This window comes from uncultured Aquimarina sp. (assembly GCF_947492405.1).
GTDB lineage: Bacteria > Bacteroidota > Bacteroidia > Flavobacteriales > Flavobacteriaceae > Aquimarina.
The window spans coordinates 747,788-761,968 of the sequence record NZ_CANLMP010000002.1 but is presented as its reverse complement, the minus strand read 5'-3'; the positions used below and the strand labels follow the sequence as shown (position 1 = coordinate 761,968).

Below are 14,181 nucleotides of genomic sequence, written 5' to 3'. Positions count from 1 at the left end.
TATTTGTAGTTAGCACAAAACGTATTTAATGGCGGTAGTCACCTCAAAAGAAGTAGCCAAAGGGCTTAAATTAGATAAACTAGGCTTTATTGGCACTTTTGTTGGGTGGATGATACTTAAAACCACTAGGTTATCAAAGATTAATCGCCAATATGATAGTATTAGTCATTTAGAAGGTAAAGAATTTGTAAATAGTGTCTTGGATATGTACGGAGTTACTTTCGAGATTCCACCAGAGGATCTTAGAAGACTCCCTAAAAATGGCGCTTTTATTACGTTGTCTAATCATCCTTTAGGCGGATTGGATGGGATTCTTCTCCTTAAACTAATGCTGGAACATCGCTCAGATTATAAAATTATTGCAAATTTCCTATTGCATAATTTTACGCCTTTAAAACAATATATAATGCCGGTAAATCCTTTCGAAAATAGAAAGGAAGCGAAGTCAAGTCTTAAAGGAATTAGAGAAGCAATCTTACACTTAAAAGAAGGAATGCCGTTAGGAATTTTCCCAGCCGGTGAGGTGTCGACTTTTAGAGAAGGTAAACATTATGTAGATAAACCCTGGGAGCCAGGAGCAATGAGACTTGTGAAAAAAGCAAAAGTTCCCGTAATTCCAATATACTTTCATGCTAGAAACAGTAGACTTTTTTATAAACTGGCATCGATAAATGACACATTGCGAACAGCTAAATTACCAAGTGAACTTTTTTCGCAAGAAAACAGAGTAATAAAGGTTAGAATAGGTAATCCAGTATCTGTTAAGGATCAGGAAGAGTATTGTAATATAGAAGATTTTACCAATTTTTTACGTAAAAAAACCTATATGCTGGCCAATCCTTATGAGAAAAAGACCTTGATGGAGTCTATACCTCAAAATTTAAAGCTTCCAAAATCTCCAAAGGAAATTGCCTCTGGTGGAAGTATTAATTCTATCGAATCCGAATTAGAATATTGTCGTAATAATGATAAGCGTTTATTATCGAGTAAAAATTACGAAGTTTTTCTCGCAAAAAAAGAAAGCATTCCTAACATTGTACATGAAATAGGTAGATTACGTGAAATTACTTTTCGAGAAATAGGAGAAGGAACGAATCAATCCATCGATTTAGATCCATTTGATGATTATTATCATCATATGTTTTTATGGGATATGGGCGCAAAGAAGATAGCAGGTGCTTATCGCATGGGAATGGGTAATGAAATCTATGCTAACTTTGGTATTGATGGGTTTTATTTACAAGATCTATTTAGGTTCGAACCGGAGCTTCATAAAATGATGAACGAATCTATTGAAATGGGTAGAGCTTTTATTATTAAAGAATACCAACAACGTCCAATGCCTTTGTTTTTACTTTGGAAAGGTATTGTACATTGTACACTCCGTTTTCCTGATCATAAATATTTAATTGGAGGAGTAAGCATTAGTAATAAGTTTAGTAATTTCTCTAAATCATTGATGATTGAGTTTATGAAGTCTCATTATTATGATCCGTATGTGGCGCAATATGTTAGACCGAAAAAAGAATTCAAGGTAAAACTTAAAGATGCTGATAAGGATTTTGTATTTGATGAGAGTAGAAGCGATCTCAATAAATTCGATAAAATTATTGATGAAATTGAACCAGGAAGTCTTCGTATACCTGTTTTAATAAAAAAATATATCAAGCAAAATGCAAAAGTGGTGGCATTTAATGTAGATCCATTATTTAATAACGCCGTAGATGGTCTGATGTATATTCGTATAGCGGATCTTCCTGATAGCACAGTAAAACCTGTTATGGAAGAGTTTCAGGCGGAACTGGAGCAGAAATACTTTAAGAATGGCGATAAGTAGATGTAATTGATAGTTTTTTTCTGTAGTTAATCGTAATATTCCCTTTTTTTCCTCTTTTATTTTTTTTAGATACTGATATATTTTCCTAATTTGAAGATTAAAATATCGAACTGTGTTGATACAATATATCTATTTTTCTATTGCATTATTAGGCTTAATATTATTTCTATTTCTAAATAAAAAGCTTTTTAAATGGTTGCAGAGTAAAATAAGCAAATTAGAGAATAATATTTTCTTTAGGAAAACAAAGTTTTCTCAACTCTTTAGATTTATTACTCCCAGAAGAGAGAGGCATATTCTCTCATTTGTAATACGTTTATTGAAAATTACGATTATCTTCATTTTTTTAGTATTCTACCTTCCTTTTCTGTTTAGCTTAGTTCCCCAAACAAAAGAATATGCTGATGTTGTCTTAGGATATATAAAGAAACCGTTACTTTTTTTATATGAAGGTTTAATTGGTTTTATACCTAACTTGTTTTTTATTGTTGTCATCTTTTTTGTTACCAAATACCTTATTAGGTTTTTAAAATATGTTACTGCGGAACTTGAAAAAGAAGCGGTTAGATTAGATGGCTTTCATGCGGATTGGGCAAGACCTACTTTTAATTTATTACGAGTGTTTATTATTGCTTTTGCCCTTATTATTGTTTTTCCGTATATACCAGGTTCTGATTCTCCTGCTTTTAAAGGATTATCAATTTTCTTTGGTATTTTATTTTCTTTGGGTTCTACTTCTGCGATATCAAATATTGTTGCAGGTGTAGTGATTACATATATGAGACCATTTAAGGTGGGTGATAGAGTAGAGATAGGAAACACTATAGGTGATGTGACAGAGAGAAGTTTATTGGTCACTAGGATCCGAACTATCAAGAATTTGGATGTTACAATTCCTAACTCTTCGATTTTAGGAAATCATATTATTAATTTTACTAAAAACGCCTCCGAGGATGTGGGTGTTATCTTGCATACTTCAGTTACGATTGGGTATGATGTGTCTAGTAATGAAGTAATAGAAGCATTAAAACAAGGAGCAAAAAATACGGACCAGATATTGGCTGAGCCCGTACCTTTTGTTTTGATTAAGAGTTTAGATGATTTTTATGTGAATTATGAGTTGAACGTATACACTAAAAATCCTGAAAAATCAGCAAGAATTTATTCAATACTTCATGAAAATATCAAAAACGAATTGCACCAGGCAGGAATAGAGATTTTATCTCCTCATTACCATGCAGTAAGAGATGGAAATGAATTAGCCGTTCCGTCGTCTAATATTCCCGAAAATTATAGTAAACCTGGATTTAAGATCCAAAAATAAGTCGTTTCTAAAATGTTGATTTTCTTATGTAGTTTGTAGAATGCTTTTATTTACAAAATTCTTACAGTATTCTTTTATTTGATTTCTTGTTTTAGTGAACGCTGCGTGTATCTCTTCTTCGGATCCTTCTACTTTTGATGGGTCAAAAAAGTTGTAATGCAAACGTTCTGCCTTTCCAGGAAAGAATGGACACCTTTCTTTTGCATTATCGCAAACGGTTAAGATAAAATCAAAGTTAATGTCCAAATATTCTTCAAGATTGTTAGAAGTATGATTAGAAATATCAATTCCATCTTCTTTCATGATCGAAATAGCCTTCGGATTTACCCCGTGAGTTTCGACTCCTGCACTATAAATGGTTGCATTGTTTTTCGCAAAATGTTTGAGATAGCCTTCTGCCATCTGACTTCTGCAAGAATTTCCTGTACATAGTACTAAAATGTTCATTATTGTGATGTTTTTGTGGTTATATATTTTTTTTTACTCGATAATCGAGATTTAATTACTCCGAGACTTGTCCCTGAGATAGTTTACTTCTTCGCTCTAAAATGGTATTGTCATACCAGATTTCTTTTAGTTTACCTATTTTTTCCCGATATCCGATAATCCTGAATCCTAAAGAGGTGTGTAATTTTATACTAGCCATATTATTACTAAAGATTCCAGCTTGTAATGTCCAGAATCCTTTTTGTTCACTCTCCTCAATAAGTTTTGCCAAAAGTAACTTTCCTATACCTAAATTTCGAGACTTTGATGTTATGTAAATGCTAACTTCTACAACACCTTTATATACATCTCTTTTCGAAGTAGGTGCTAAAGCTGCCCAACCTACAATTTGATTGTTGATAACTGCTTTTAATCTGCAGGATTTAATATGCGATTGATCCCATTGATTCCAATCAGGAACCTCGGTTTCAAAAGTGGCCATACCTGTTGCAATTCCTTCCTTGTAAATTCGGGAGATATCAGACCAATCGGATTGATTAAAAGGATGTATTACTATTTCAGGATTCATCTAGCAACATCCGCTACCTGGTGCACAAGAAGTAGCTTCTACGACAGATGATTCTGGAACAACACAGGTTTCTTTGGCTTTACAATCTGTTGATTGAATAGCAAGTTTTATAATTAGTTGTCCTTCATTAATTGTAATGCCTGTAACGTGTAAATGCGCTGTGTGAAACATAGCATTTCCGTATTCAATTTTTACTGGAGCATCCATATTATAAGCTGTCATTTTTCCAACTTTACGGAGGATGCCTAGTGCTTTATAGGCACTTAGGTAATCACGCTTTCCTAGTTCACTTGGGCTTTCCCATAGTTGAATGATTGTTTCTTTCCAAGAATCTGTTCCTGCTCCGCAATCTACAGAATCAATAGAAACATGTTTAACTTCTGTGATATGATAATTAGCACCTACTAACATTCCCGGAGCATATTCAAAAAGTAGGGATTTATCTTGATGTTCGCCCAATAATGAGATAAATTCTGATGTATTCATAAGGTTCGTATTATAATTAATTTCTTGTTAGTTCTAACAGCAATTTTGTTTTGTAGTATTAAAAAATGAGTTTAGGTTTTGTTGTAATTCATTCCATTTATCAATGTTGATGCAATAGCACATGCTTTTTCCTTCTATCTCTCCTTTTAACAATCCAATACTTTTTAATTCTTTTAGGTGTTGAGATATGGTAGCTTGTGCTAAGCCAATTTCTTCCACTAGATCATTACATATGCAGGCATCTTGTTTACTTATGTATTGCAATATGGCAATTCGAGCAGGATGACCTAATATTTTAAAGAGCTGAGCTAGCTCATTTTGTCTTTGATCAAAAATTTGAGTTTTGGTAATACCCATAATTTATATTTTAATATCGCAATATTACGATGTTAAAATGAAATAAAAAAGCTAGATAATAATAATCTAGCTTTTTAGATGTTTTTAGAACCAAGGTTTTTTCCCTACTTGGTAGGTTTGATAGAATTCTTCATCTGATTTGGTTAGATAGATGATTCCTTCTATTAACCCGATAAGACTAGGTACCCAAATAAAAAGTAATCCAACCGCTAAACATGATAGGAGATAAGCCGCAAGAGAAATTCCTAATAGAATAAAACCTTCTTTTTGATATCCTAAGATAAATTTATGTATCCCTAAACTCCCTAATAAAATTGCCAGAATACCTGCTAGTACTTTTTTATTATCCTTAGAATCAACAAATTGTTTTGCTTCTTCAGTAAACTCTTTAGCACTTTCTTTTACAGTTTCTGCTGCTTCTTCGGCTCCTTTTTTCAAATCGTCACCTAGATTGTTGTTTTCTTCACTCATATTTATGTTTTATATACAATTGATTAGTGTGTAGAAAGTTACAAAAAAATATGATTGTGTAGAATGATTATAAAAAGGTAACGTAATATAAATAGTGTATTCTTATTAATTTTGTTATTAAATGATTTCTCTAATGGAGAGTTATGTGGTGCTGGTTACTGTAAACAATAGTTTTTTAAGTAATGGAATAAGTTGCTTTCGCTCTTTTTCCGAAAGACCATTAACAGCTTGACTAGCTTCTGCAAAACGAACTTCGATAGCTTTATCAATTATGGCAATTCCTTTTTTTGTGAGGGCAGCGGCCTTAATACGTCCATCTTTTGGATCTGGAGAACGATAAACGAGTTCCATTTTTTCTAATCTCCCTAATAATGCTGTCATAGCTCCGGATGTTACCAATACCGATTCGCGTAATTGTTTGGGTGTTAAGAGATAAGGTTTCCCAGAGCGTCTTAAAGTGGCTAATACATCTAAATCTGTGTAATAAATACCACTATCTTTTAAAGCAACACCAGCACTTTTTTCTAATTTTTTACCAAGTTGCATAACTCTCCCCACTATTTCCATAGCAGATGGATCTAGTTCCGGGCGCTGATTTTTCCAGTCGGAAATTAAATGATCAATGATGTCTTTTTTTATCATGTATAAACGTAATTAGTTGTTTTTCAGAAATAAAATTACAAAATATATCTCAATATTAAGATATTTTATATAGATTTGTAAAGTATCTTAATATTGAGATACTTTTAACCTTTAAAATGTAAAACAATGAAGCATATCACTTTTTACTTATTTGGAGCAGCATGTACTTTTTTAATTTTGGGATGTGAATTTTCTAAGACCAGTAATGAAAATAGTATTGCAGAAAATACGATCCTACAGCATAAGAAGCCAATAAAACATAATTACGCTCCAACAGTATTATCCAAAGACACGACTAAGTTGTGGTTAGCAGAAGGTTCCATAGAAAAGGATACAGTTCTTATTCTTGGAGACGGAGGACCTAAAAATCTGTTAGATTATGAATTCAATGGTAAGATAGCCATGGCGTATTTGCCTAATTTTAAAAATTATTACAATGTAAATTTACATCAAGCTACTACATACAATAAAGAAATTTTTAATTGGGAAGATGAATTTACCCTGGATATGGCTCAAAAAGAAACCGCTAATACTTCTGAAATGATGTATCGCTCGATTAAATATTTTAAGGATCGTGGCAAATATGTTGTTGTTGTGGGACATTCGTATAGTGCATTTGTAATTCCAAATTACCTTGCCAACTATCCATCTTTAGCGGATAAATATATTATAACCGGAGGAAGATTTAAAGCGGATTCTCTCCAAACGGTTTATCAGCTCAAAGATATCAACACAATTTTTGAAGAAGATGGTAAATCACTTTGGATACCTGACGAGAATAGACCTCCTAATCCAAATCGCCCTAGAAAGTATTTCAAAATAAGAACAGCAAAAAACCTTCTGAAGGCCGCTCTAGGGCAACATGATTATACAAAGTTATTGAAAGATAAGAATTTGTCTAACATTACTTTTTTCTATGGAAATAAGGATAGAAACGTAGGTGTTCCTACTTCTTATGAGTTGGATTTTCTTCGATCAAAAAATGTTCAGGTTATCGAAACCGATAGCGATCACTATAATATATGGAAAACAGCGATAGATATGATAAAATCTGGAGATGTAAGTTTATAAAAATGCCTTATCTATGGGTTCCCATAGTTCAATCTTATTGCCTTCGGGATCTAAGATCCATCCGAATTTTCCGTATTCGTATTCTTCGATTTCGCCAACTATTTTTACTCCTTCTTCCTTTAACACTTTTAGGAGTTCTACTAGATTTTCTACTCGAAAATTCATCATGAACTCCTTCTTACTAGGAGAAAAATAGTTGGTGTCTTCTTTAAACGGGCTCCATTGTGTAGAACAATCATTACCGTCTTTGTCTTTCCACCAGAAAGTACATCCATAGTCATCAACAGGTAATCCTAAATGCTTACCATACCATTCTTTTGTTGTTTTAGGGTCTTTTGTTTTGAAAAAAAAACCACCTAATCCTGTTACTCTTTTCATATGTAAAATATTTATTTATTCGTTGTTCATTTTGAATAAAAATATCATAATGAACACAACGAGTTTTGTTATTTGTTTTTTACAACGGACTCATAGGTATCTATCCATTCTTGCGTAGTCATTTTGGTAGCTAGCTCGCCGATCAATTGTAAAGGAATTTGATCAATTTTTTTAAAACGAATACAACTTTTTCCCATGTCTAATTTTGTTTTTACATATTTTGGATATTCTCCTACAAACCAATCCATTATTTTTTTATCGGCATAAATTCCAGAGTGATACACGGCAATAAAATTTTTCTGAGAAGCAATATTCATGAAAGGTAATGGTAATTTTGGGTCGCAATGATATCCGTCGGGATATAGTTCATGTGGAACTACATAACCGATCATGCCGTAACTAATTACTTCAGAAAATCCTTTTGGCAAATTATCTAAAATAACCTGTCTAAGGTTTTGCATTACTTCTTTACGTTCTTCAGGAATGGCCTCAATATATTCATCTGGTGTATTGGCTTTGTATTGCATACTGTTGGTTTTTAATTAGTAGTTGATGGTTTTCGTTGTAGAATGAGCCCAGAAATTAGTGAAATTATAAATCCTATGATAAGTACAGTTGCCGACATTAATAAAAAATTCATCAATGGACTGGAGAACATTTCTTTTTGAGCTTCTAATTCGGCTAGTTTTATCTTATATTCTGCTTCAGGAAGAGAGCTTGATAGTTGTTCAACCATGCGCGTGTAGTATTCTGTGGTAAAATCGGGATTGATATATTTTATATAAATCACATCCAGAAGTCCAAATGCAATTGCAGCAAATAGAGAAATGAGCACACCTATTGCTAGTGCTTTTCCAAAAGATACGACTCCGTTATTTTCCTTATCTCGATAATGTTTTATCCCAAAAAAGACGAAAATTAAAGACACTACCATGGTAGTATAGCCAATAACCTCCTGTAAGCCGTATGATAAATTCTTACCTAAAAACAATGCTAGTAAGAATAGTACAGATATAGTTATTGCACCATATATTCCATAACGTAAAACAGTATTTTTCATTTGTATGTTTATTTAAAAGTTTAGATCAAAAGTACTTTTGAAAATCAAAAAACGACTCATACTAAAGTATGAAATTACCATGTTATCACAAAAACAACTCATCCATCCAAGATGCATAAATTGTATAACACTTTTGTGCTAAACCTTTTTAAAAATTGATGATCTGAAGTTCTTTAGCAATTTGTATTGCTTGTGTTCTACGTTTTGCATCTAATTTGACTAATACGTTAGATACGTGAGTTTTTATGGTGCTTTCTGAAACAAAAAGCTTTTCTGCAATCTCTTTATTTGATAATCCTAAAGCTATTTCGCATAACACTTCATATTCTCTTTTGCTAAGTCCTATGGATTTTATTTTTTTGTGATCTATTTCTCTGGTAGTATCTTTGTCTTTATGTAATACTTTTTTGTTAATAAGAACTCCAATTACAAAAAAGACAATAGCGATTCCTGCAATAATAACTTCTATGGATGTGTTACTAGAAACAAGGCTGTATGTGCTTAACTGAAAAAGTGTCAATAATGCTAAAACTAAAGCACCGAATATTAAAATGGTTTTCTTCACAAGATAAATGTAACAAAACTGAAGTTTATTTAGAAAGTAAATTGATTTCTTGCTGAAGATTATTTTTAGCCTTATTTTCTAAGGTATTATAAAAATGTTCAGTTTTAAAGATCCTGGGCATATCGATAAAATGTTTTAATACTTTAATTCGACCTTTATTATACATGAAATTGGGATAGTATTTATATTCTTTTCTTACATTTTTGAAATAGACTTCGTATTCTTCCCACTTACTTCCTAAAATGGAAAGGTCAGCATCAGTGAAATAATTGATATCTGTGTTCTCTGAGACTTGATGCCCTTGCGTAGCCAAAATCATGTTTTTACAAAGTTCAATTCTTTCTGATGCAATAGATAAATAATGTAATACTTCAATAGCTTTTTTGGCGCTTTGATCTTCATTGTCTTTTTTTAAAACATTATATTCAAAGTCGTGATAGAATAATGCAAATAATGTGATATCCCAATCAGAAATTTCTTCTTTTATAAAAAGTAAGTTTTGATATAGGTTTTCCAGATGAGATAGGTTATGATAATATCGACTTTTCTTACTATGATTTTCAGCGATTTCATTCCATAAAGAAGTAACATATTCGTTATCTTCAGAATATGCAGAAACGAGTGATATAAAAACTTCTTTTAACAAAATTCGGCTTTGATTTTATCTACAATGGTTTGTGCCAGTTTTTCTTTGGACTCAATGGTCCAACCGGCAATATGAGGGCTTAATATCACATTGTCTAATTGTAATAGTTCTTTTAGAGGTTCTGGCATCTCTTTTTCTGATGTAAACAAATTCTCAAAAGAAGATTTTTCATACTCTAACACATCTAATCCGGCTCCTAAGATCTTTTCGGATTTTAGTGCTTCTACCAAATCTTTAGTCACTACACTGTTTCCTCTGGCGGTATTAATAAACCAAAAAGGTTTCTTGAATTTATTAATAAACTGTGCATTTATCATTTTATCTGTCAATGGTGTCCAAGGTGTATGTAGACTCAAGACATCTGTTTTATTGAAAAGTTCATCTAGTGATACCTGAGTAGCGTCACTATTTTCTACATCTGGTTTTATATCATAACAGATCACTTCTACATCAAAACCTCTAAGTTTACGAGCAAAGGCTTTTCCCATATTTCCATAGCCAATAATACCAACTGTTTTTAGATCGAGTTCTATACCTCGATTTTCTTCGCGATTCCATTGTCCATTTCTTACCTGATGATCTGCCGTGTTTAATTTATTGAATAGCGATAGGATCATTCCTAGTGCATGTTCTCCCACAGCATTACGATTTCCTTCGGGAGCAGAAAAAAGTTTGATTCCTTTTTTTTCTGCGTATTCAGTGTCTATGCTTTCTAATCCTGCGCCTACACGACCAATAAATTTTAGATTTTTTGCCTGATCTAAAAAAGTTTGATCTATTTTAAAACGGCTTCGGATAATAACACCTTGATATTGGTTGATTTTTGCTTCGATTTCTGATTTGGTCGAAGTATAATCTTCTTCGTTTTCAAAACCTAGGTCACCTAGTTGATGCATTAGCAATGGATGATTGGCATCTATATGAAGTATTTTCATGATTTGCGTATTGGTATTTCAAAAATAACCAATAAAAGATGAAATGTTTTTAAGGACAGTACAATTATAACTTATATAGTTTTTTAAATTCTTCTAAGAAATGTTGTCGGCTTTGTAATCCATTATATCCACCATTAATAAGTTTAGTGACCATATGAATGTCATCAGTATCAGCATATTTGTTGATGTTTCTTTTTTGCCAATACCAGCAAGCAGAAGTCAATGCCCACTCTGGATTAGAAACTTGATCTGGATTGGATATAAAATCCTGATTGGTAGCAGTAGAAAGAGCTTGATAGTTTGATTTCCCCGTTAATTGTATCAAACCTCTTCCTCTATATTTCCATCCATCACCACTAGATTCTGTTCCATTACCCATTCTGTTTGCATATACTTTATTAGCAATTTTTTCTGGCTGTCGAGCATAGAGATTTGCAGCTTCTAATGTAGGAAAGTATTTTCTGAAAACTCCATATAGCGCTTTTGAAGAATAGTTTAAATTTTCTGATACGAATTTAAAACCACCACTCTCATGAGCGACTTGAGCAAGAAAATGTGCTTTTCTTAATGAAGTATTAATATCATATTTTGGCAATACGGTATCAAATAAAGACACATATTTACTAGCGTACTTCCAGTTTACATCTGGAATTAAAGTTTTAAAATTTTCTTCTGTAATCATGATGCTGAGCTTGAAGGGATAAAAATTGCTTTGATTCTATCGATAATACCTTGTAAAATGCTAAAAATAGCATCTGAAGAAAATCCACCAATAAGAGCTAATACACTTTTATTAAATAGATTGATATCGTTTGGATCTGTTTTATAGAATGAGATAATTTCCGAAGAAATTAAACCAGCAATGACACCTAATATGATCATTGCTACATAATATATAGTATCTTCAGGAACTAAGGTGCTGTTTTTTGCCGAACTACTTACATTTTTTAACAAATAGAATAATACTCCTAAGCCAGATACAGAAGCTAAAAAACCAAGATTAAGTAAAAGAGACATTCCATCATTGTTTAAAACTCCTTTGTCTAGTGATTGATCATTGACTTCTGGCGACAAACTGGAAATAATGAATGTTGTCAGAAAAAAGAGTGCTAATATGATTAAGTTCCTAACAAGAGGAAGTTTAGCAAAAAGTGTTTTACCTTGTCCTTGTTGGTTTAGTTGTTTGGTATAATGAATAGATTTAGGAGTTGCCGGAGCGATATTTTTGCACAATAGATTGTGGGCATTTATCAAATCATCAACAGAGCTGTTTTGGATAAGGGTATTAACCTCTGTATTGATGGTGATACCATTATAAACTGCAAATGAAAGCATATTATTTATCTCGTTGCTTAACTCATCAATAATTTCTTTAGAAATTCCTGGAACAACTTCTGGTTTTGGAGAAATTGTTTTAGTTGTTTTGACCGTGGTTTTACTTGTGTCTGTTGCAGTAGCCATAGTTTTTGGATTTTGAAACTAATTGTTTAGTACCTTAAAATTATAAAATTTACACCAGCAAAAAACATAGTATTTATACGTGTTTTTTGGTTTTTAAAATGCTACTTTAGTTAAACGTAGATGAAATTTCCAATTTGTAGTGTTTAAGAATGTTTTCAAAACTTTATTAGTAAGTTTGTGTACCATGAATTATTATTTAATCTCCCTTATTCTCTTCTTGCCTTTATTCTCCTTTGCTCAGGAAGCAGATTCTACCTTAGTCCGTTTGCAAAAAGAAGTTAAACTAGCTGAGACAGACTCCATAAAAATAAATGCATTACTAGCATTGGCAGAACTGCAATATGATAGAGACTTTAGTTTAACGGAACAACTCGTTGATGAGGCGCTGGAAATAATATATTCAGGAAATAAAAAACCAAATCAACAACAATTAGCTAAAGCGTACGTAGTAAAAGGCGTAATTAACCGCAGAGAAGGGATGTATCCTGAAGCTCTTGACTTTTATCTGAAAGCCAAAGAAATCTATGAATCAGAAAAGGATATTTGGCATCTCTCCGACGTATATCATAATATGGGTATGATGTATCGATATCAAAAAGCACATGCCAAAGCAATTACACTATACAAAAAGTCCATAGAAATTAAAGAATCTCTTAAAGATACACATGGTATTGCGGCTGGTTATAATATGATGGGAGTTTCGTATCGACAAACTGAACAATTAGATTCTGCTATGATTTGTTATAATCGTGCAAAATTGTTATTTCTAACGATTAATAGTACAGATGATGTGCAGAGAGTGAATAATAACTTAGGGGTTTTGTATAGGGAACAAGGAGATATTAAAGAAGCGCTTAGGTTAGGATTTGAGAATATTGATTATGCTAAAAAAATTGAAAAAGTATATTCTTTATGTACGGCGTATTACAATGTTTCTAATATTTACAAAAAAATCAAAGAATATGATAAATCTCTTAAGTATGCCGATTCCTCATTACACATAGCAATTAGAGAAAAATTTAGACCACGTATAGCAAAAGCATATCTTAGAAAAAGTTATCTATACGCTCAGATAGGAGATTACAAAGAAGCATATGACAATTATCGTACGTTTAACAGACATTCCGATTCGATTTATAATGTTGAAAACGTAAAAAAAATCCAGGCTCTGGAACTAAATTATAAGTTCAACCGTGAAAAACTAGCAGATAGTTTGATATTTGTCCAAGAAAAAAGAGAAGTATCGTTATTGGCAAAAGCTGAATCTTCAAAAAAATGGCTCTATTTAGTGCTTTTTATTATATCTGTCATAGCAACATTAGTAATTACCTTTTTAGTCCGCCGTAATTATAAAAGTAAAGCAAGCATTATCGCAGAAAAACTGGAAAAAGAAAAGGCTCAAAAAGAATTACTAGATCAAAAAATTGTAGTCAAAGAAGAAGAAATCAAACGATTGGTAGCTGATAATACGATGCGATTGAATTTTAAAGAGGAATTATTAGATCAGTTGAAAAAGGAATTAACAGAAAAAAAACCTGAAGAACTGAAAGCCTCATTAATATCTTTGACCAAAGAATTAAAATCCCAAATAAACACTGAAGGTAAACTCACCAGTGTACAACATAAAATAAGTGAAGTGAACCAAGGATTTGAAACCAAACTTTTAAAGTTATATCCTGAGCTTACGAAAACTGAACGTGAGATATGTGCATTACTACGATTAAATTTATCGATCAAAGAGATCATGACAATTCGTAACTCTTCTCAAGATGCGATTAAATCGGTTCGTTATCGTATTCGTAAAAAAATAGGGCTTTCTGCCAAAGAAGAACTAGAGCAGTTTATACAATCCTTATAAAACGCTCTTGTTTTACGGTCAAAAGGATCTATTTATTGATTTTACCACTTTTTGTTACCGTAAAAATGAGGATTA

Annotated in this window: 18 protein-coding genes; 4 read left to right on the top strand and 14 right to left on the bottom strand. The window is 32.2% G+C overall.

Features of this window, described 5'->3' with window-relative positions; genetic code table 11:
* The first annotated feature begins 28 nt into the window (after window positions 1-28).
* Window positions 29-1,837 carry a lysophospholipid acyltransferase family protein gene (locus Q0829_RS09570; RefSeq protein WP_298541945.1) on the top strand — a complete coding sequence of 603 codons (1,809 nt, stop codon included), beginning with the start codon at window positions 29-31 and terminating at the stop codon, window positions 1,835-1,837.
* A 319-nt stretch (window positions 1,838-2,156) separates the two neighbouring features.
* Window positions 2,157-3,161, top strand: a complete 1,005-nt coding sequence (locus Q0829_RS09565; protein WP_298541944.1) for a mechanosensitive ion channel family protein — start codon at window positions 2,157-2,159, stop codon at window positions 3,159-3,161.
* A gap of 24 nt (window positions 3,162-3,185) precedes the next feature.
* Here the strand turns inward: Q0829_RS09565 and Q0829_RS09560 are convergent, their stop codons facing one another.
* The 6 genes from Q0829_RS09560 to Q0829_RS09535 all read right to left on the bottom strand — a co-directional run bounded on the left by Q0829_RS09560 (window position 3,186) and on the right by Q0829_RS09535 (window position 6,132).
* Window positions 3,186-3,611, bottom strand: coding sequence for an arsenate reductase ArsC (locus Q0829_RS09560; protein WP_298542802.1), 426 nt, complete (start codon window positions 3,609-3,611; stop codon window positions 3,186-3,188).
* Between the two features lie 52 nt (window positions 3,612-3,663).
* Window positions 3,664-4,176, bottom strand: a complete 513-nt coding sequence (locus Q0829_RS09555; RefSeq protein ID WP_298541943.1) for a GNAT family N-acetyltransferase — start codon at window positions 4,174-4,176, stop codon at window positions 3,664-3,666.
* On the bottom strand, window positions 4,177-4,662 hold the full coding sequence (locus Q0829_RS09550; protein ID WP_298541942.1) for a DUF6428 family protein: 486 nt from the start codon (window positions 4,660-4,662) through the stop codon (window positions 4,177-4,179).
* Window positions 4,663-4,695: 33 nt separating this feature from the next.
* Complete coding sequence (locus Q0829_RS09545) at window positions 4,696-5,019, bottom strand: metalloregulator ArsR/SmtB family transcription factor (protein WP_298541941.1); 324 nt, start codon at window positions 5,017-5,019, stop codon at window positions 4,696-4,698.
* An 84-nt stretch (window positions 5,020-5,103) separates the two neighbouring features.
* Window positions 5,104-5,490 (bottom strand): TM2 domain-containing protein, encoded by a 387-nt coding sequence (locus Q0829_RS09540; protein WP_298541940.1) that lies wholly within the window; start codon window positions 5,488-5,490, stop codon window positions 5,104-5,106.
* Window positions 5,491-5,631: 141 nt separating this feature from the next.
* Window positions 5,632-6,132 carry a MarR family transcriptional regulator gene (locus Q0829_RS09535; protein ID WP_298541939.1) on the bottom strand — a complete coding sequence of 167 codons (501 nt, stop codon included), beginning with the start codon at window positions 6,130-6,132 and terminating at the stop codon, window positions 5,632-5,634.
* Between the two features lie 126 nt (window positions 6,133-6,258).
* Between Q0829_RS09535 and Q0829_RS09530 the strand changes: the two genes are divergently transcribed.
* Window positions 6,259-7,203 carry a hypothetical protein gene (locus Q0829_RS09530; protein WP_298541938.1) on the top strand — a complete coding sequence of 315 codons (945 nt, stop codon included), beginning with the start codon at window positions 6,259-6,261 and terminating at the stop codon, window positions 7,201-7,203.
* Here Q0829_RS09530 and Q0829_RS09525 read toward each other — a convergent pair.
* The 8 genes from Q0829_RS09525 to Q0829_RS09490 form a co-directional block, all read right to left on the bottom strand.
* Window positions 7,198-7,581 (bottom strand): VOC family protein, encoded by a 384-nt coding sequence (locus Q0829_RS09525; protein WP_091411717.1) that lies wholly within the window; start codon window positions 7,579-7,581, stop codon window positions 7,198-7,200. The genes Q0829_RS09530 and Q0829_RS09525 overlap by 6 nt on opposite strands.
* 68 nt (window positions 7,582-7,649) lie before the next feature.
* Window positions 7,650-8,108 (bottom strand): DUF1801 domain-containing protein, encoded by a 459-nt coding sequence (locus Q0829_RS09520; RefSeq protein WP_298541937.1) that lies wholly within the window; start codon window positions 8,106-8,108, stop codon window positions 7,650-7,652.
* 11 nt (window positions 8,109-8,119) lie between these two features.
* Window positions 8,120-8,641 carry a DUF4199 domain-containing protein gene (locus Q0829_RS09515; protein WP_298541936.1) on the bottom strand — a complete coding sequence of 174 codons (522 nt, stop codon included), beginning with the start codon at window positions 8,639-8,641 and terminating at the stop codon, window positions 8,120-8,122.
* A gap of 148 nt (window positions 8,642-8,789) precedes the next feature.
* The gene (locus Q0829_RS09510) at window positions 8,790-9,206 is read right to left on the bottom strand and encodes a response regulator transcription factor (protein WP_298541935.1); all 417 of its coding nucleotides are present in this window, start codon (window positions 9,204-9,206) and stop codon (window positions 8,790-8,792) included.
* Between the two features lie 25 nt (window positions 9,207-9,231).
* Window positions 9,232-9,852 carry a hypothetical protein gene (locus Q0829_RS09505; RefSeq protein ID WP_298541934.1) on the bottom strand — a complete coding sequence of 207 codons (621 nt, stop codon included), beginning with the start codon at window positions 9,850-9,852 and terminating at the stop codon, window positions 9,232-9,234.
* Window positions 9,846-10,787 (bottom strand): 2-hydroxyacid dehydrogenase, encoded by a 942-nt coding sequence (locus Q0829_RS09500; RefSeq protein ID WP_298541933.1) that lies wholly within the window; start codon window positions 10,785-10,787, stop codon window positions 9,846-9,848. Before Q0829_RS09500 ends, Q0829_RS09505 begins: the two co-directional genes overlap by 7 nt.
* Window positions 10,788-10,851: 64 nt before the next feature.
* Window positions 10,852-11,469, bottom strand: a complete 618-nt coding sequence (locus tag Q0829_RS09495) for a glycoside hydrolase family 19 protein (protein WP_298541932.1) — start codon at window positions 11,467-11,469, stop codon at window positions 10,852-10,854.
* Window positions 11,466-12,248 carry a hypothetical protein gene (locus Q0829_RS09490; protein ID WP_298541931.1) on the bottom strand — a complete coding sequence of 261 codons (783 nt, stop codon included), beginning with the start codon at window positions 12,246-12,248 and terminating at the stop codon, window positions 11,466-11,468. Before Q0829_RS09490 ends, Q0829_RS09495 begins: the two co-directional genes overlap by 4 nt.
* Window positions 12,249-12,432: 184 nt before the next feature.
* Between Q0829_RS09490 and Q0829_RS09485 the strand changes: the two genes are divergently transcribed.
* Window positions 12,433-14,106, top strand: a complete 1,674-nt coding sequence (locus Q0829_RS09485; RefSeq protein WP_298541930.1) for a tetratricopeptide repeat protein — start codon at window positions 12,433-12,435, stop codon at window positions 14,104-14,106.
* Window positions 14,107-14,181: the final 75 nt, after the last annotated feature.

Excerpts from the sequence above, each read along its gene's own strand:
- Q0829_RS09570 (WP_298541945.1), top strand. The coding sequence starts at position 29 with ATGGCGGTAGTCACCTCAAAAGAAGTAGCCAAAGGGCTTAAATTAGAT.
- Q0829_RS09555 (WP_298541943.1), bottom strand. The coding sequence starts at position 4,176 with ATGAATCCTGAAATAGTAATACATCCTTTTAATCAATCCGATTGGTCT.
- Q0829_RS09550 (WP_298541942.1), bottom strand. The coding sequence starts at position 4,662 with ATGAATACATCAGAATTTATCTCATTATTGGGCGAACATCAAGATAAA.
- Q0829_RS09545 (WP_298541941.1), bottom strand. The coding sequence starts at position 5,019 with ATGGGTATTACCAAAACTCAAATTTTTGATCAAAGACAAAATGAGCTA.
- Q0829_RS09540 (WP_298541940.1), bottom strand. The coding sequence starts at position 5,490 with ATGAGTGAAGAAAACAACAATCTAGGTGACGATTTGAAAAAAGGAGCC.
- Q0829_RS09535 (WP_298541939.1), bottom strand. The coding sequence starts at position 6,132 with ATGATAAAAAAAGACATCATTGATCATTTAATTTCCGACTGGAAAAAT.
- Q0829_RS09530 (WP_298541938.1), top strand. The coding sequence starts at position 6,259 with ATGAAGCATATCACTTTTTACTTATTTGGAGCAGCATGTACTTTTTTA.
- Q0829_RS09525 (WP_091411717.1), bottom strand. The coding sequence starts at position 7,581 with ATGAAAAGAGTAACAGGATTAGGTGGTTTTTTTTTCAAAACAAAAGAC.
- Q0829_RS09520 (WP_298541937.1), bottom strand. The coding sequence starts at position 8,108 with ATGCAATACAAAGCCAATACACCAGATGAATATATTGAGGCCATTCCT.
- Q0829_RS09515 (WP_298541936.1), bottom strand. The coding sequence starts at position 8,641 with ATGAAAAATACTGTTTTACGTTATGGAATATATGGTGCAATAACTATA.
- Q0829_RS09500 (WP_298541933.1), bottom strand. The coding sequence starts at position 10,787 with ATGAAAATACTTCATATAGATGCCAATCATCCATTGCTAATGCATCAA.
- Q0829_RS09495 (WP_298541932.1), bottom strand. The coding sequence starts at position 11,469 with ATGATTACAGAAGAAAATTTTAAAACTTTAATTCCAGATGTAAACTGG.
- Q0829_RS09490 (WP_298541931.1), bottom strand. The coding sequence starts at position 12,248 with ATGGCTACTGCAACAGACACAAGTAAAACCACGGTCAAAACAACTAAA.
- Q0829_RS09485 (WP_298541930.1), top strand. The coding sequence starts at position 12,433 with ATGAATTATTATTTAATCTCCCTTATTCTCTTCTTGCCTTTATTCTCC.